This window comes from Reyranella sp. GW821-FHT12G01 (genome assembly GCF_058806575.1).
Window position 1 is genome coordinate 2,003,186 of sequence record NZ_JBXAPV010000001.1, and the last position, 18,211, is coordinate 2,021,396.

Below are 18,211 nucleotides of genomic sequence, written 5' to 3' on the forward strand. Positions count from 1 at the left end.
TGTCTTCTCCTCCAAAGAAAAAGGGCCGGCGAATGCCGGCCCTTCTTCGTTCGGTTGCGATGTCGACGGTTACACGACGAAGTGGTCGTGATGCGTGTCGACGTGCGCGGTGTCGATCGGTGTCGTCGCGTCGTGCACCGGCGCGGTGGCGTCGTGCGCCGGAGCCTCGGTGCCCGTATGCGCGGCCATCGCGTGCGAGAGTTCGTAGGCGTCGGCGGCGCTGGTCTGCGGCGGCGGATCGCCGACGACGATGGTGCCGAAGAAGCCGCTGTCGGCCTGGTCGGTGACGATGTTGAACGCGAAGCTGAAGTCGATCTTGCCGTTGCTGTCGTGGTCGTAATCGCTGATCGAACCGTAGCTGAGGAACTGGTCGGTGAAGAACGTCACGGCGTCGGCGACGTTGGTCCATTCCTGGTGCTCGAAGCCCGTGCCATCGGCGGAGATGTCGAAGGTCATCGAGGTGAAGCTGCTGGCGCCGAGCGAGGTGCCGCTGCCGAAGCCGATCAGCAGGTCCTGCACGGCGGGCATTGCCGAGAGGTCCACCGAGAAGTTGATCTGGATGTCGGTGGTCTGCGTGCCGGTGGCGTCGCTGTTGTGCTGCCCGAACATCTGGAGGAGGGCGAAGTAGGACGTGGCGTCCTGGAAGCCTTCCGCGATGTTGGGATGGTTCATCATGTAGCCGGTGATCGTGCTCGAGTCCGGTGCGGCGACGATCGAGGCGCCGGCCTCGAAGTCGATCGGATTCACAGTGGGTGTGTGGCCCATTTCGTAGGACGCCAGGGCGAACGACTGCTGCAAGCCGGCGCCGACGCTGCCGGCGTAGCTCATTGCCGACGTGACCAGCATGCCCGCCGGGCTGACGGCACCGTCGGCGCTGGAGATGTGGGCCTCCGCGCCGGCGTCGGAGGTGAGACCGTCGGCAGCCGCCACCGCCTCCGCAGAGCCGGAGTGCAGCACCGACTCGCCGCCGGTGGCAGAGGAGACGGCGGAAGCGGCGCCGATGTTGGCTCCCGCATACGACGTGGCCAGCGCGTTGCCGCCCGCGCCCGCGAGGAGCCCGTCGCTGTTGGTGCCGCCGTGGCCGGCCACGGCCAGGGCCGTCGCTTGGACGCTCGAGGCCTCATCGGAGTAGATCGACACGGTCGACGTGGCGCGGCCGCCGTCGCCCGCGCCACCGTCCTCGCTGTTGCCGCCATCGCCGCCATTCGACGACAGCGTGCTGATCAGGCTGCCCGCACGGGCCGAGAAGTCCGTCGCATCGAAGTCGAGCAACGACGCCGCGGCGCCGCCCGCGCCGCCATGGCCCATGCCCTCGGCGCCGCCGCCGTTGCCGCCGGTGGCCGTCTGCATCGTGCTGGCGATGGCGCCGTCGGAGAAGGCGATCACCGAGTCCGACAGAAGCGAGTCAGCGCCATTGCCGCCATCGGCGCCGAACAAGCCGTCGCCGCCGTCGCCGCCCACCATGAAGGCGAGCGCGCCCGCCGCCGCGCCGGTTGCGACGGTGCTGTCGGCCAGGACGAACATGCCCCCGACCTCGCCGCCGTTGCCGCCCTTGGCGCCCGCGCCGGTTCCGGCGCCGCCGTTGCCACCGATGGCATCGCCCCTGGCATAGGAGGCGGTCGTGCCCATCGCCTGCGCCGTGACGAGCCCGATAGCGCCGCCGATGCCGCCGCTGACGCCATCGTTCATGCCGTCGCCGCCATTGCCGCCCGTGGCGGTGGCGAGGGCCTGGGCGCTGTCGCCATCGGAGATGGCCGTTGCGCCGCCGGCGGCAAGGCCGCCATTGCCGGCGAGGCCGGTGCCGAAGTTGCTGCCGCCGTTTCCGCCGGTCGCGTTCATCGTCACGCTGACGATGCCGTTGTCCTCGACGAAGCCCATTGCCTGGCCGAGGGCGCCGACGCGTGCGTTGGCGGTCCCCATCAGCACGTCGCCGGCATTGCCGCCGATGGCGATCGAGGTGACGGTCATCGACGCGGTGACGGGATCGGTGCAGCCGCAATTGATGATCTGCAGGGCCGAATCGGCCTCGCCGCCGGCGCCGCCGCGATCGTAGAAGGATGTGCCGCCGTTGCCGCCGACCGCCGTCTGCGTGAGCGCAACGGTGCCGTCTTCGCTGACGCCGGAGACCGCATTCGCGATCCGGCTCGACGCGCCGTTGCCGCCGCGCATGCCGACCCCGGTGGCATCGCCGCCATCGCCGCCGGTCTGTGTCGCGCTGACGACCAGGGTCGCTTCGGCAACCGACGAGGCCGCGGCCGTCGCGGTGGCGGTGCCGCCGTTGCCGCCCGCGCCCGTGCCCGACTCGCCGCCCGTGCCGCCGGTGGCGACGGCGGCCGCGAAGAGATTGCCGTTGCTCGTGGTGGCCAGGATCGCGGCGCCGGCGTCGGCGTTGCCGCCCTTCTTGCCGGCGCTGCCGGCGCTGAGGCCGGCATCGCCGCCGACCGCCGTGGCGCTCGACTGGCCCGACTCGCCCGTCGTGACGAGGCTTTGCGCGAACGCGTTGCCGCCGCTCTGGCCGGTCGTGCCGCCGCCCGCCTTGCCGCCGGTCGCGATCGTGTCGACGGCCGTGTGGCCGCTGTCCGCCGTCGCCAGCGTGATGGTCGAGCTGGCATTGCCGGCCTTGCCGCCCGCCGCGGCAACGGACTGACCGCCGTCGCCGCCGATGACTTCCTGGGTGAACGTCCGGCTGGAGCCCGTGCCGCTCACGGCATCGGCGAGCGCCACCGAGGCGCCGTTGCCGCCGATCGCGCCCTCGATGCCGTCGCCGCCATTGCCGCCGGTCGCCAGGATCCCGGCGGTCGCGCCGCTCGAGCCCGAAGCCGTCGCCGTCACATTGGCGACCGTGCCGCCCGCACCGCCGGACTTGCCGAAGCCGAGACCCGTGCCGCCATTGCCGCCAGTGGCGAAGGTCTGGGCGTTGGCCGATCCGGTATCGCTGATGGCGTGGGCGTCGGCCAGGATGACGTTGCCGCCCGCGCCGCCCGAAGCGGGCGCGGAGGCATCCGAGAAAGCTGCATGTCCGACCGAGCCGCCATTGCCGCCGGTCGCACCGGCCGTGGAGGAGGCGCGGGCGTTGGTGGTGTGCGGCGTGGCCGATGCACTGGCCGTTCCGCCCGCACCCGCGTTGCCCGAGGCGAAGCTGTCGCCGCCGTTGCCGCCGGTCGCGAACGCGCTCGCGTTTCCGGTCAATACATGGCTGAGCTGCGCGCTCGCGGTCGCGGCGCCGCCCGCGGTCGCCTTCTGGCTGGTGTTGTAGGACAACGCGCCGCCGTCGCCGCCGGTGGCGCCCGTCGTGACGTTGACCGAGTCGGACGGATGTCCGCTCGTGGCATTGTCGAAGTTGACCGACGAGCGGGCCGATCCCGCCGCGCCCGCCTTGCCGGAGAAGCTCTCGCCGCCGTTGCCGCCGGTGACGGTCTGCGCGAGCAGGATCCTGGAATCGCCGCCGCCGTCGCTGCGGCCGGTGACGACGTTGGAGGCATCCACCGCCGCGCCGGCGCCGCCGGTGGCGCCATTGTAGCCGATGCCGCCCGTGCCGCCCGTCAAGAAGGCCGTGACGTTCAGGATGGTGCCGTTCTCGGCGATGCCGTTCGACTTGGCGAGTGCGGTCCCGCCCGCACCCGCGGTCGCGCCGGAGCCGCTCGCATTGCCGCCATCGCCGCCAGTGGCCTGTGCCGTGACGATCACGTTGTCGTTGATGTTGCTGCTGCCGGCATTGATCTTCGCATCAGCGTCGCCGGTGCCGCCCTTGCCGCCATTGCCGTTGCCGTCGGTGGCATGGCCGCCCTGACCGCCGGTGGCGACCGCGTTGCCGCTGAGGTTCAGGTTGCCGGTCAGGTCGACTTTGGCGGTGCCCGTCGCGCCGCCGCGCGCGGCCGCGCCACCACCGCCGGCGCCGCCGATGGCTTCGCTGGTCGCGCCGATATAAACGGCGCCGCCATTGTTGAGGGTGATGCTCGACGTGGCCGCGCCGCCGCGACCGGCGGTGCCGCCGGTCTGCGCATCGCCGCCGTTGCCGCCCGTCGCCGTCTGCGACAGCGTTATCGCGGCGAACGAGCCGCCGGCGCTCGCCTTGTCGGTCAGGCTGCTGGAGCCGCCCGCGCCACCGCTGGCGCCGGCCAACCCTTCGCCGCCGTTGCCACCGGTCTGGCTCACGGCCGATCCCACGGGGGAATACATGCTCGAGACACTGGCCGTTGCCGTGGCCGCGTCGGTCATCGAGCGGCCCGCGCCGCCCAGCATGCCCGCTCCGAAGCCCGTGCCGCCGTCGCCGCCGGTCGCATGCGCCGTCGCGTTGGCGGAGGTGCCGGCCGTGGCCGTGGCCGATGCAGTGGCCGCACCGCCGGTGCTGCCCGAGCCGGCCGCGCCCGACGTCACCATGCTGCCGCCGTTGCCGCCGGTCGCGCTGGAGGTCGCGCTGGCATTGGTCGAGGAAGAGGCCGTGCTGGTCGCCGTGGCCGTCGCGCCATAGCGCGTCTGGCCGGCGGCGTCGGCGGAGCCGGAATCGCCCGCCACGGCGGTCGACGTGATCGAGAGCGAGTTGGAGGCCGACTTGTTGAGGGAGGAGCTTGCGGCGCCACCGCTGGCCGCCGCGCCGCCGCCCAGGGTGCTGCCGCCCTTGCCGCCCTCGGCCGTCTGCGAAAGCGTGAACGAGCCGGCCAGGACACTGCCGCCGACCGCATCGCTCATCGTGCTGGCGGCACCGGTGCCGGCGCTGGCGCCGCCATAGCCGTCGCCGCCATTGCCGCCCGCCTGCGTGGCGCTTGCGGTGCCATCGGACAGGCTGTTGACGCCCGCGGTCGCTTTCGCGACGCCGCCGTTGCCGCCCTTGAAGCCCACGCCATAGGCCGCGCCGCCGCTGCCGCCCTGGGCGCTGGCGTTGGCCTCGACGCTGCCGCCGCTCGTCGGGGGCGGGATGTCCTGCGCCGTCGCGGTGGAGGTCGCCGCACCGCCGGCGCCGCCATTGCCCAGCGTCGCCGCGCCGCCATTGCCGCCATAGGACTCGGCATTGGCCTGCACGACCGTCCTGCCGGTCAGCAGGACGCTGGCGGTCGCGGCCGCGCCGCTGGCGCCGGAGAAGCCATTGCCGCCGTTGCCGCCATTGGCGATCGAGGTGGCGATCGCGGTGTAGCTGACGGCAGCGTTGAGCGTGTCGTCGAAGGTGAGATTGGAAGTGCCGCCGCCACCCGCGCCGCCAACTCCCATGCCGTGGGCGTCGCCGCCGCTGCCGCCGTTTGCCGTCTGCGAGAGGGTGAGGGTGCCGCCGACGGTCGAGCCACTGACCGCATTGGTGAGCGTGCTGTAGCCGCCCTTGCCGCCGGCCGCGAGACCGTAGGAGTCGCCGCCGTTGCCGCCCGTCTGCTCGACGAGCGCGTAGGCCGCCGCTTCGATGCCGGCATTCGCCGTGGCCGACGAGTCGGTCGCGATGGCGCCCGCGCCGCCGACCGAACCGTCGCCGCCGTTGTAGCCGTTGCCACCGTTGCCGCCCTGGGCCTGGGAGTAAGCCGAGGCGTTGCTCATGGAATTGGTGACGCTCGAATTCGCGCGTGCCCGGCCGCCGGCGCCGCCGGCCGCGCCGATGCCCGCCGAACCCGGCGTGCCGGAATCGCCGCCTTCGCCGCCATAGGCGTAGGCGTTGGCCTCGGTGCTGCCGTCGGAGGCAACGGTCGTGGCCGCCGCCTGCGCGAAGCCGCCGATGCCGCCCGCGCCGGCATTGCCGTTGGGCTCGCCGCCGTTGCCGCCGTTGCCGCCTTCGCCGGCGATAGCGGTGGCTACGTTGCTGCTGTCGTCCGTGTTGTTGGCCGTCGCTTCGGCGCGACCGCCGGTCTTGCCGGTGCCGCCGTTGCCCGACGGAGAAACGCCAGACGTGCCGTTCGCGCCGGGCGTGCCGGTGACGTTGACATTAGCCATTAGATTTCCCCCAAGTTCCGTGCGCCTGCCGCGTCAGCGCCGTGCGCCAATTGAAGACGGCAGGCCAGCCCGGGCGCACCGTATTCGAGAAAGCGAGTGCGCAGCGACTGATTTTCTCAGCCGCGACGCGAATTATGTGCGCATGTCCGGAATCGGACGGTCTGTTCCGTTCGCTATGACACCCTTCTTGGCGTCGCATCGCACAGCCTCCTCAGGTGAGGCTGCGCGCGAGCCCGTCGCCGCTACACCACGAAGTGATCGTGCGTGGTGTCGTGATGCGCGGTGTCAGTGTGTGACGTGTCGATCGGCGTCGTCGCGTCGTGGGCGGGAGCGGGGGAGTCGTGCGTCTCCACCGGCGTGCCCGTATGCGCCGCCATCGCCTGCGCGAGTTCGTAGGCGTCGGCTGCGCTGGCGGTGGTCGTCTGCGGCGGCGGGTCGCCGACGATGATGTCGCCGGTGAAGCCGCCGGAGGTGGCGGTGACGATGGTGAAGGCGAAGTTGAAGTCGATCTTGCCGTCGCCGGACGTGTCGAGGCTGGAGATCGAGCCGTAGTCGATGAAATGGTCGGTGAAGAACGCGACCGCCGCCCCGACATCGTCCCATGTCTGCGTATCGACGACGTTGCCGTCGGCGGTGATGCTGAAGGTCATCGAGGTGAAGTCGGCGCCGGCGCCGTTGGCATAACCCACCAGCAGGTTCTGCGCGTCGGGCAGCGCGTCGAGGTTCACCGTGAAGCTCGCGTTGGTCGTCACCGTCTGCGCGCCGATGACGCCGTCGGTGTGCGTACCGGACATCGAGACGATGGCGAAGTAGGACGTCGCTTCCGCGAAGCCATTGGCGACGTTGGGATTGCCCACGAAGAAACTGTTGACCGTATCCACGATCGGCGCGGCGATGATGTAGCCACCGGCGCTGGCGTCGACCGTCGGGAACAGCGGCGCGATCCCCGCGTCATAGGACGCTATGGCGTACGACTGGTGCTCGCCTCCGCCCGCGCTTTGCACCGAGAGCGACACCTGCGTGACCAGGGCGTCGTCGGTGCTGCCGACCGTGGCCTGCGCGAGGGCCATCGCGGTGAAACCTTGAGCGGTCGCCAGTGCCTGCGCCGAGCCGGCCTCGCTCGCCGAGTGGCCGCCGGTGGCGATGGAATAGGCGTCGGCGCCACCGCCACCGCTGTTCATCGCTCCGGACGTGGCCAGCGCATTGCCGCCGTCGCCCGCGAAGCCTCCGTTGCCGCCGTCGCCGCCCGTGGCACTGGCATACGCCAGGACGTGCAGGGCGTCATGGGAGGTCATCGACAGGCTGGCGGTGGCGTCGCCGCCATTGCCCGCGCTGCCCGAGACGCTGTCGCCGCCGTCGCCGGCCATCGCCGCCGCCGTACCGTTCAGATAATCGGCGCTGGTGGAATAGGCGGAGGCATCGAAGGACAGCGACGACTGCGCGTCGCCGCCGTTGCCGCCGTGGCCCGCGCCCGCCGCGTCGCCGCCGTCGCCGGCGGTCGCCGTCTGGTTCATGTTGGAGGTGCCGCCATCGCTGCGAGCGAGCGCGCCGTTGTCGAGGACGAGGTCGCCGCCGTTGCCGCCGCTGGCGCCGAGCAGGCCCTCGCCGCCGTTGCCGCCGTACATGTAGGCGTTCGCCGTCGCAGAGCCGCCGGACACGCCGCTGTTGTTGGCGGAGGCGAGGATGGAATTGACCACGCCGCCGTTGCCGCCCGAGGTGCCCAGGCCGTTTCCGGAACCGCCGTCGCCGCCGGTCGCCGTGGCGTCGGCGACGGTGTCCGACATGCCGGTCGCCCGTGCCGTCACCAGCGTCACGACGCCGCCCGCGCCACCGCTTACGCCGATGCCGATGCCGTCGCCGCCGTTGCCGCCGGTTGCCTCGGACGTGGCCGTGGCCCGCGCCGTGGCCGACGAGTCGATCGAGTTGGCCGTGGCGCTGCCGCCCACGCCGGCGGGGCCGCTGCCGGAATTGCTGCCGCCGTTGCCGCCGGTCGCCTGCGCGGTCGCGTTCACGATGCCGTCGTCGTTCACCTGGGCGAATGCCTCGGCGGACGCGCCGATGCGCGCGTAGAGGGTGCCCGACAGCACGTCGCCGGAATTGCCGCCGATCGCCGTCGAGGTGATGGTGATCGACGTGGTGGCATCGCTGGTGGATGCGTTGTCGATGACGATGATCGATTGCGCGGTGCCACCGGCGCCCCCTGTGTTGCCGAGGGCCGTGCCGCCGTTGCCGCCGGTCGCGGTCTGCGTGAGCGTCACGGTGCCGCCCGGGCTGGTGGCCGACGCCGCGTTGTTCATCGTGCTCGACGCGCCGTTGCCGCCGCGCACGCCGCTCGCGGTTCCGTTGCCGCCATCGCCACCGGTCTGCGCCGCGGTGACGATCAACGTCTCGCTAGCGTCGCCCTGGATCGATGCCTGCGCGGTGGCGGCACCTCCGGTGCCGGCCACGCCCGCGCCCGAGTCGCCGCCCTTGCCGCCCGTGGCGATGGCCGTGGCGGAGACCGTGATGGCGGCGTTGGCGGCGTTGAGGTCGACGGTGGCATCGGCGGAGCCGCCGCGCTTGCCGTTCGAGGTGCTGCTGGCGCCGCTGTCGCCGCCGGTCGCGGTGGCATTGCCCTGGCCGGATGAGAGGATGTGGAACGTGTTGTTCGCAGCTGCCAAACCGCCGCTCCCGCCGGTGGTGCCGTCGCCACCGTCACCGCCGGTGGCGGTGACGCTGAAGTTCGCGTTCTCGAAAGCGCCCGGCAGGCTGAGTTGCGAGACGGCGTTGCCGCCCTTGCCGCCGGCCGCGTCGTCGGACTTGCCGCCCGCACCGCCGGTGAGCGTCTGGCTCATGGTCTGGGGGCCAGTTGAAGAGCTAGCGGTCACCTGGTTTGCGTAGTCGATCCTGCCGCCGGCGCCGCCGGCCGCGCCTGCGTGGCCGTCGCCGCCCTTGCCGCCGGTCGCCTCGAGCGTGGCGGTCGCGGCGCCGGTGTTCGAATAGGCCTGCGCGTTGACGCTCACCAGGCCGCCCGCGCCGCCGGTCTTGCCCGCGCCGAATCCCGCGCCGCCGTCGCCGCCCACGCCGATGGAAGAGGAGACGGCATTGCCGGAGTTGCCCGTGGCGATGGTGTAGGCGGTGGCTTGTGCGCCCGCACCGCCATTGGCGGCGGTGAACGCATTCGTTCCGTCGCGCTGGACCGAGCCGCCGTTGCCGCCGATCGCCGTGCTGTAGGCGTTGGCCGTGTCACCACCCACGTCGACCGACGCGAGGGCCTGGCCGCCCGTGCCGGCATTGCCGGACAGGATGCTGTCGCCGCCATTGCCGCCGGTGGCGTTCGCCGTGCCGGTCGCGATCTGCTCCGCGAGCAGCTCGATGTTGGAATTTGCCTGGCCGCCGACCGCGGCGTTTCCTCCGGCACTGCCGGTCACCGAGCCGCCGTTGCCGCCCGTCGTATCGGCCACGATGCCGACCACCGTGGGCGAGTCCGTCGAATAGAAGAGGTTCATCGTCGAGGAGGCCCAGCCCGCGACGCCCGCCTTGCCGCCGCCGGTGCTGTTGCCCCCGTTGCCGCCGGTGACGGTCTGGGTGAGGGCAAGCGCGCCGCCGGGACTGCTGCCGGTCGCGAGGTTGTTGGCGTTGACCGTCGCACCGCTGCCGGCATTGGCGCCGCCGAGACCGTCGCCGCCCGAGCCGCCCGTCTGGACGGTGGTGACGGTAAGGTTCGCGCCATTCGCGGCATTGCCGGTCGAGAGGGCCTGCGCCGCGCCGCCCGAACCGCCGGAAGCGCCCGCGCCGGTCGCCGAACCGCCATCGCCGCCGGTGGCGCTTGCCGTCATGGTTACCGCGTTGCTCGAGCCGCCCGACGCATTGAGCGTTCCCTGCGCGATGCCCGTGCCGCCCTTGCCGCCGTTGCCGGCGGCGGCATCCCCGCCGTTGCCGCCGGTACCTTGCGCGAGGCCGGTGAGATTGTAGTCGCCCGACAGTGTGAGATTGGCGGTGCCGGTCGCGCCGCCGCGCGCGCCATAGCCGCCGCCGCCGTCGCCGCCGACGGCCGTGCTCGTGTAGCCGGTGAAAATGGTGCCGCTGCCGTAGGTGACGTTCGACGTGCCCGCGCCACCGCGGCCCGCGGTGCCGCCGCTCTCGGCATCGCCGCCGCTGCCGCCCGTCGCCGTCTGCGAGAAGGTCATCCCGACGAACATGCCGCCGCCGCCGCTCAGCGTGCCGTTCAAGGTGCTGGAACCGCCGACACCGCCGTTGGCGCCGCCGACGCCGGCGCCGCCCGATCCGGCCGTCTGCGTCACCGTTGCCTGCGCGCCGCCGAAGCCGCTCGAAGCCGAGGCCGAGGCGCTGGCCTGGTCGGTCAGCGAGCGGCCCGCGCCGCCCTGCATGCCCGCGCCGAAGCCGGTGCCGCCATTGCCGCCGATCGCGACGGCCGTCGCCGTGGCGCCGTTGAGCGATGTGGCGCTCGCGGTGCTCGAGGCCGTGCCGCCGGTGCTGCCGGAGCCGGCCGAACCCGTCATGGCCATGCCGCCGCCGGTACCGCCGGTCGCCGTGGCGGTCGCGGTGCCGCTGGGGGCGCTCGTCGAGAGCGTCGCATCGGCCGTAGCCGCCGCGCCGGTGCGTGTGTTGCCGGCGGAGTCGGCCGAGCCGCCGTCGCCGCCCACCGCCGTCGAGGAGATCGAGGCCGGGATGCTGTTGCTCACGGTGAGGCTGGAGCTCGCGTCGCCGCCGCTGCCGGCCTTGCCGCCGCCGAACGTGCTGCCGCCGTCGCCGCCCGTGGAGGTCTGCAGGAGGTTGAGGCCTGCGAACAGGGTCGAGCCGGTGACCGCGTCGGTCATGCTGCTCACGGCACCATTGCCGCCGTTGGCGCCGGCGTAGCCGTCGCCGCCGCTGCCGCCCGTCTGGCTCGCCGTGGCGGTCGCGGTCGAATAGCTGTTGACCGACGAGGTCGCGGTCGCCTTGCCGCCGTTGCCGCCCGCGAAGCCCGAGCCGTAGCCCGCGCCGCCGGCGCCGCCGGTCGCGGTGGCATTGCTCTCCATATTGCCGCCCACGGGCGGCAGCACGCCGCCGGCTCCCGCCGTGGACGTCGCCGCGCCGCCGGCGCCGCCGTTGCCCGCCGTCGCGTCGCCGCCGCTGCCGCCATAGGACTCGGCGTTCGCCTGCACGTACGTCTTGCCGGTCAGCCCGATGCCGGCCGTCGCCGTCGCGCCGGCACCTCCGGAACGGCCGTTGCCGCCGTCGCCGCCCTGGGCGATCGAGGTGCCGATCAGCGAATAGCTCTGCGAGGCATTGGCCGTGTCGTTGAAGGCGAGCTGCGAGGTGCCGCTGCCGCCCGCGCCGCCCGTCCCGGTGCCGTTGGCGATGCCACCGTTGCCGCCGGTTGCCGTCTGGCTGAGGTTCAGCGTGCCGTCGTTGGTCGAGCCGCTCACCGCATTGCTGAGCGTGCTGTAGCCGCCCTTGCCGCCGGCCACGTTATCGTACGACTGGCCGCCGTCGCCACCGGTCTGCTCGACCGTCGCCGTTGCCGCTCCCGCCGTGCCGCTCTGCGCCGAGGCCGTCGAGTCGAGGCCGACGGCGCCTGCGCCCGGAGTCGAATTCGGGTTGTAGCCGTCGCCGCCACTGCCGCCCACGGCGATGCTGAGCGCCGTGGCGTCGCCGGTGGAATTGGTGACGCTGCTGTTGGAGCGAGCGCGTCCACCGGCGCCGCTGGCCGCACCCGCGCCAGATGTACCTGACGTGCCGGCCTCGCCGCCGTTGCCGCCATGCGCGTCGGCCGTGGCCGTGGTGCCGTCGGTCGAGGCGAGCGTCGTCGTGGCCGTCGCGCGGGCATAACCACCGGCGCCGCCAGCGCCCGCATTGCCGTTGGGTTCGCCGCCACCACCGCCCGCACCGCCGACGCCGCCATAGGCGGTCGCGGAATTATCGGCATCGCTCGCGGTGTCGGCCGTCGCGCTGGCGGTGCCGCCGGTCCCGCCCGCGACGCCGTTGCCGGCAGGAGGAGAGCCGTTGGCGCCATTCGTGCCGGCCGTGCCGGTAACGGTGATGTCGGACATGAACTCTCCCCCCGATATTCGTGCCGGCAGCGTATCAAGTCGGTTTGACGATGCGAAGAACTACTCGCTTCAGTTGATGCGCGGCGAGGAGGGACCTTCGCCGGCGCACTCAAAGAAAAAGGGCCGGCGGTTGCCGGCCCTTTCTCAAGCTCAAGGTGTCGATCACACCACGAAGTGGTCGTGGTTGGTGTCGTGATGCGCGGTGTCGAGCGGCGTCGTCGCGTCGTTCACCGGGGCGGGGGTCTCGTGGCTCTCCGCCGGCGTGCCGGTGTGTGCGGCCATCGCCTGCGAGAGTTCGTAGGCATCGGCGGCGCTGGCGGTCGTCGTCGCGGGCGGCGGGTCGCCGACGATGATGCTGCCGTGGAAGCCGCTGCCGGCGGTGTCGGTATCGATCTGGAAGACGAACTGGAAGGCGACCTTGCCGTCCTCGTTGGTGTCGTAGTTGGTGATCGAGCCGAAGTTGACGAAGTTGTCGGTGAAGTAGGAGATCGCCGCGGCCGAGTCCGACCAGATGTGCTCGTCGATCATGGTGCCGTCGGCGTAGATCTCGAACGTCATTCCGGTGAAGCTGCCACCGAAATCGCTGCCGTTGGCGAAGCCCATCACCAGATCCCCGGTTTCGGGCAGGGCCGTGAGGTCGACCGAGAAGTTGACCGTGGTGGCCGCCGTCTGGCTGCCGCTCATCTCGGCGTTGTGCTGGCCGAACATTTCCAGGACGGCGAAGTACGACGTCGCCGTCGCGAAGCCCGCGGCGATGTCGGTGTTGCCGACCATGAACGCGTCGACCGTCGTGATGTCCGGCGCGGCGGTGACGTAGGAGCCGGCCTGGAGGCTGCTCATCGACATGCTGGACGAAAGCGGCGTGCCGTAGGAGGCAAGTCCCTCCGCGTAGTGATCGCCGGCGCCCGTGCTGCTGGCATAGGTGGCGGCTTCGGTGATCATGTCGCCGCTGCCGGCGAGCGCATCCTCGAGGCCGATGTGGGTGCTCGCCTCGGCCTGGGCGGTGGCGCCCCTGGCAAAGGCGAATGCCTCGGCCGTGCCCGAGGCACCGAGAGCATATCCGCCGATGGCAGTGGCGGAAGATCCCGCGTGGCCTGCGGCGTTGTTCACCGACGACGAAGCTTCCGCCGTGCCGCCCGCGCCATCTCCGGCGCCGCCGTTGCCGCCCGTGGCGATGGCTTCCGCCGTGAAGCTCGTGGCCGCGTCGGAACGGACGTTCACCGAAACCTGGGCGTTGCCGCCGTCGCCACCGTGGTTGGCGCTGTCGGCGTCGCCGCCGTCGCCGCCGGTCGCCGCGGCCGAGACGGTGATCGTGTCGTCCCAGTGGCCGAACGGATTGGTCGCGGAGTCGAAGTCGAAAAACGACATCGCATTGCCGCCGTAGCCGCCATGGCCGCCGCCGACGGCATCGCCACCATCGCCGCCATGGACGTACTGGTACATGGTCGCGGTGCCCTGGTCGGTCGTGGCCAGGGGAGCGGAGGCGAGGATTGCGAAGGCGCCGTCGCCGGCATCCGCCCCGTCGGTGGCCGCACCGCCGTTGCCGCCGTGCAGCTCGGCCGTCGCCGTCGCGATCGCGCCCTCGATCAGGCTGGCATCGGCGACGACCAGCAGCATGCCGCCTCCGCTGCCGTAGCCGCCCGTGCCGCCCAGCCCGTGGGCGTCGCCGCCGTTGCCGCCGTTCACCCGGGCGATGGCCGTGGCCTCGTTCAGGCCCGCCGCTACGGCCACGATCGGGCCGCCGCCGCCGCCGGTGCTGCCGCCATCGCCGCCGCGCGAGCCCATGCCGCCGTCGCCGCCGTCGCCGGCGGTCACGGTAACGTCGGCCGTCGCATTGCCGCCGTCGGTCGAGACCTGCGCGCCGCCCGCAACGTCGCCGCCCGCGCCGCCGCGTCCGCTGCCCAGATTGTTGCCGCCGTTGCCGCCGACCGAAATGACCGTGGCGTTCACGTCGCCGGCATCGGTGACGAGGGCGACGGCCCCTGCGATGGCGCCGCTGCGCGCGTTGACGTTGCCGCCCAGCACGTCGCCGGCATTGCCGCCATAGGCGCTCACGGTGACGGTCATCGACGCGGTGGTGGGATCGACGCAGCCGCAGTTGTCGATGGTGAGGAACGAGAGGGCATCGCCGCCCGTGCCGCCAAAGCTGTCGAGCGAGGTGCCGCCGTTGCCGCCGGTCGCCTTCTGCGTCAGCACGACGTCGCCGTCGCCCGCGACGCCGTACGCCGCGTTGGACATCTTGCTCGACGCGCCGTTGCCGCCGCGCGTGCCGGGGGCGATGCCGTCGCCGCCGTCGCCGCCGGTCTGTTCCGCCCCGACGTTCACGGAGCCGCCGGTGCCGGTCTCTGCAAAGGCCGTCGCATTGACCGAACCGCCGTTGCCCGCAATCCCGCCCGTGTTGGAATCGCTGCCGCGGCCGCCCGTGGCGGTGGCATTGGCGCCGAGCAGGCCGCCGGCGGAGGCAGTCTCGATCGAGGCCCGCGCGTCCGCGTTGCCGCCTTTCTTGCTGACGCCTGCCGCGCTCAGGCCGCTGTCGCCGCCAATCGCGACGGCATCCGACGAGCCGTGGAGAGACACGGTGAGCGTGTTGTAGGCGATCGAGCTGCCGCCGGATCCGCCGACGCCGCCGTCGCCACCATCGCCGCCGATGGCGGTGACGGTCGCCCGGGTCGTGGTGGCCGTGGTGTCCGTGAGGTTGATCATCGAGGAGGCCACGCCGCCGCGGCCGCCGGACGCATCGTCCGACCTGCCGCCGGCGCCGCCTTCCGCCGTCTGCGAGAGCGTCAAGACGCCCAACGCCGAGGCGGTCACCGCATCGCCGATATAGACGGAGGCACCGGCGCCGCCGGCCGCGCCGTGGATGCCGTCGCCGCCGCGGCCGCCGTTTGCCTCCACCGAGGCGGATGCATCTACGTTGCCGGTCGCCGTCGCCGTCACATTGCTCACCGAGCCGCCGGCGCCGCCCGACTTGCCGACGCCGAGACCCGTGCCGCCGCCGCCGCCGGTCGCCGTGGACACCGCCGTGGCAGAATCGGAAGCGCTCGTGGCGTCGGCATCGGACAGGATCACCGCGCCGCCGGCGCCGCCATTGGCGGCCAGGTCCAGACCGAGGAATGTGAGGATCGAGCCGCCGTTGCCGCCGGTCGCCGTGGTCTGGGCATCGGCCGTGTTGTCGGTGCTGTGCGTCGTCGCCTCGGCGCTCGCCGCGCCGCCTGTACCGGCGCCGGCGGACACGAAGCCGTTGCCGCCGAAGCCGCCCGTGGCGGAGGCATTGGTGGATCCAATCTCCGATCCCGCCGATATGGCAATCGCCGTCGCGGCGCCGCCCGTCGTGCCCTTGAGGCCGCTGAAGTTCGCGGCGCCGCCGTCGCCGCCCGTGGCGCTCGTCTGGACGATCGCCGACAGGGCGGGATGTCCTTCGGTCACATTGTCGTAGTCGATCTTCGAATAGGCCGAGCCCGCGGTGCCGGCCTTGCCGCCGTCGCTGTTGCCGCCGTTGCCGCCGGTTACGTCCTGCGAGAGCGTGAGCTGGTTGCCGGTGTATCCACTGACGAGGTTCTCGGCGCTCATCGAGGCGCCGGCGCCGCCGTTGGCAGTGCCGCCGCCAGCGCCGCCGTTGCCGCCCTTGAGCGAGAGACCGACCGTCAGGCTCGCCAAGTCGTCGGCCGTGCCGCGCGACGAGGCCTGCGCCACGCCGCCCGCGCCGCCGGACGCGCCCGGGCCGGCCGCCGAACCACCGTCGCCGCCCGTGGCCTCTGCGAAGATGCCGAGCGTGCCGCTGTTGGCCGTGTGCAGAGTCGCGGTCGCAATGCCCGTGCCGCCCTTGCCGCCGCTCCAGCCTCCGGCATCGCCGCCGTCGCCGCCGGTGGCGCGGGCGATGGCGTTGCCGCTGAGCGGCGCCTCGATGTTGAGTGTCGCGGTGCCGGTCGCGCCGGTGCGACCAGTGGTGCCGGAGGAGGGAGTGGTGCCGCCGCCGTTGCCGCCGCGGGCCTCGCTTGTCACGTCGAAGATGGTGCCTGCGGTGTTGAGGGTGAGGTTCGACACCGCCGCGCCGCCGCGGCCGGCCAGCCCGCTGTCGTCGGTGCGGCCGCCGTCGCCGCCGATCGCCGTTTGCGACAGCGTGGCCTGGGCGAAAAAGCCGCTTCCGCTGACTGCATTGTTCAGGGTGCTGTTGCCGCCCGCGCCCCCGGTTGCGCCGATAGTGCCGTTGCCGCCGTTGCCGCCCGTCTGGGTCACTTCCGCAATCACGGTGCCGAAGTTGTGGTCGACGATGGCCGTGGCGGAGGCCGCGTCGGTGAGCGCGCGGCCCGCGCCGCCGTGCATGCCCAAGCCGTAGCCCACGCCGCCGTTGCCGCCGGTGGCATTCGCCTCGGCGGTCGCGGAGTGGGTGGCCCGTGCGTAGGCGGTGGCGGTGGCGCCGCCGCCGGCGCCGCCCGAGCCTTCGGCGCCCGTCGTCGCCATGTCACCGCCGTTGCCGCCGGTCGCGTTGGAGGTCGCACTGGCGGTCGTCTCGAACACGTCGATCGGAGGGCTCACCAGTTCGACATGGCTGGTCGCGGTGGCGCTGGCGCCGGAGCGCGCACGGCCCGCGGCATCGGCGGAGCCAGCGTCGCCGGCTTCCGCCGTCGAGATCAGCGTGACCGAGAGCGAATCCGAATCGTTGCGGGTGAGATTGGACGTGGCCGCGCCGCCGCTGCCGCCGTAGCCGCCGTCGCGGGCATTGCCGCCGCGCCCGCCCGCGGCCGTCTGGGTGAGGGTGAGATACTGCAAGCCGACCGGCCCGCCGGCGACCGCGTTGTTCATCGTGCTGGCCGCGCCCGTGCCGGCATCGGCGCCGCCGTAGCCATCGCCGCCGCTGCCGCCGGTCTGCGTCGCGTTCGCCGTGCCGGGCGACGCGCTTTCGACCGTCGAGAAAGCACTCGCTGTCGCGCCATTGCCGCCCTTGAAGCCCACGCCGTAGCCCGTGCCGCCGTTGCCGCCCGTCGCGGCCGCGTTGCTCTCCACGGTGCCGGCGGTGGTCGCCCCGTTATCCTTGGCGAGCGAGGTGGCCGAGGCGCCAGCGCCGTTGCCGCCATTGCCGCCCGCGCCCGACCCATCGGCCGCGCCGCCATTGCCGCCATAAGCCTCTGCGCTCGTCGTCACATAGTAGGCGCCCGTCAGGTTGACGTAGGCCGTGGCCGTGCCGGCGGCGCCGCCGTTGCGGCCGTTGCCGCCATTGCCACCCTCGGCGATCGAATCGGCGGTGACCGAGTTGCTGATGTTGAAGCTGGTCGTGTCGTTGACGGTGAGGGTCGAACTGCCGCTGCCGGCCGCGCCGCCATTGCCGTCGAGCGCATCGGCGCCGTTGCCGCCGGTCGCCGACTGGCGCAGCAGCAAGGTGCCGTCGTCGGTCGTGCCGCTCACGGCATTCTCGAGCTTGCTGTAGCCGCCCTTGCCGCCGGCCACGCCGGCGCCCAGGGACGCGCCGCCGTCGCCGCCCGTCTGGTCGACGCTGGCCGTCGCGCTGGCTTCGCTGCCGGCATGTGCCGTGGCCGTCGAGCCGGTGGCGATGGCGCCCGCACCGCCGGTCGTGCCGTAGCCACCGTTACCGCCCCTGGCGTCGCTGTGCGCCGTGGCGTCGCCCGAGGCGTTGGTCGCGCTGGAGATCGCGGTCGCCCGGCCGCCGGCACCGCCGGCTGCACCGACGCCCCCCGAACTGGGCACGCCGCCATTGCCGCCATTGCCGCCGGTCGCGGCGGATTCGGCTTCCGCGATCACGTCGCCGCGATCGACGACCGTCGTGGCGTTGGACTTCCCGATGCCGCCCGCGCCGCCGGCGCCCGCGTTGCCGTCGGGCTCGCCGCCCTCGCCGCCATTGCCGCCGTCACCGCCGGTGCCCGAGGCCAGATTGGAGGGATCGGTTGTCGAGGGAGTGGTCGCGCTGCCGGTCCCGCCGGTCCCGCCCACGCCGCCGTTGCCCGAAGGCGCGGTACCGTTGACGCCAGGCGTGCCGGCCGTGCCGGTGACGATGATCTCGGTCATTTGTATTTCCCCCAAGTGTCCCGCCGCGGTCGACGGTCCCCTGGCGAACGTAACAAGGTTCACACCGCGCGCACCAGCCCTGCCTGGGGAAATTCACAGAACCGTCTCGCGCGCAGGACGCGAACGAGGAACCACCTTCCTCCCCATTCAAATGGGGAGGTGTCGACGTCTTACGTCGACGGAGGGGTCATGAGCTTCGTGTGATCGCTCTTCCATCGGCGCTCCCGGACATCGCCAAGCGATGT

General features: G+C 72.5%; 3 protein-coding genes. All 3 read right to left on the bottom strand.

The genetic code is table 11. The features are described 5' to 3' along the window. Positions 1–69: 69 nt before the first annotated feature. Positions 70–5,910 (bottom strand): beta strand repeat-containing protein, encoded by a 5,841-nt coding sequence (locus tag AC1RP5_RS09740; RefSeq protein WP_493110439.1) that lies wholly within the window; start codon positions 5,908–5,910, stop codon positions 70–72. Positions 5,911–6,152: 242 nt separating this feature from the next. Further along, complete coding sequence (locus AC1RP5_RS09745) at positions 6,153–11,945, bottom strand: beta strand repeat-containing protein (protein WP_493110440.1); 5,793 nt, start codon at positions 11,943–11,945, stop codon at positions 6,153–6,155. A 162-nt stretch (positions 11,946–12,107) separates the two neighbouring features. After that, entirely contained in the window at positions 12,108–17,966 is a 5,859-nt protein-coding gene (locus AC1RP5_RS09750; protein ID WP_493110441.1) for a beta strand repeat-containing protein, read from the bottom strand. Between the last annotated feature and the right edge of the window lie 245 nt (positions 17,967–18,211).

Excerpts from the sequence above, each read along its gene's own strand:
- AC1RP5_RS09740 (WP_493110439.1), bottom strand. The coding sequence starts at position 5,910 with ATGGCTAATGTCAACGTCACCGGCACGCCCGGCGCGAACGGCACGTCT.
- AC1RP5_RS09745 (WP_493110440.1), bottom strand. The coding sequence starts at position 11,945 with ATGTCCGACATCACCGTTACCGGCACGGCCGGCACGAATGGCGCCAAC.
- AC1RP5_RS09750 (WP_493110441.1), bottom strand. The coding sequence starts at position 17,966 with ATGACCGAGATCATCGTCACCGGCACGGCCGGCACGCCTGGCGTCAAC.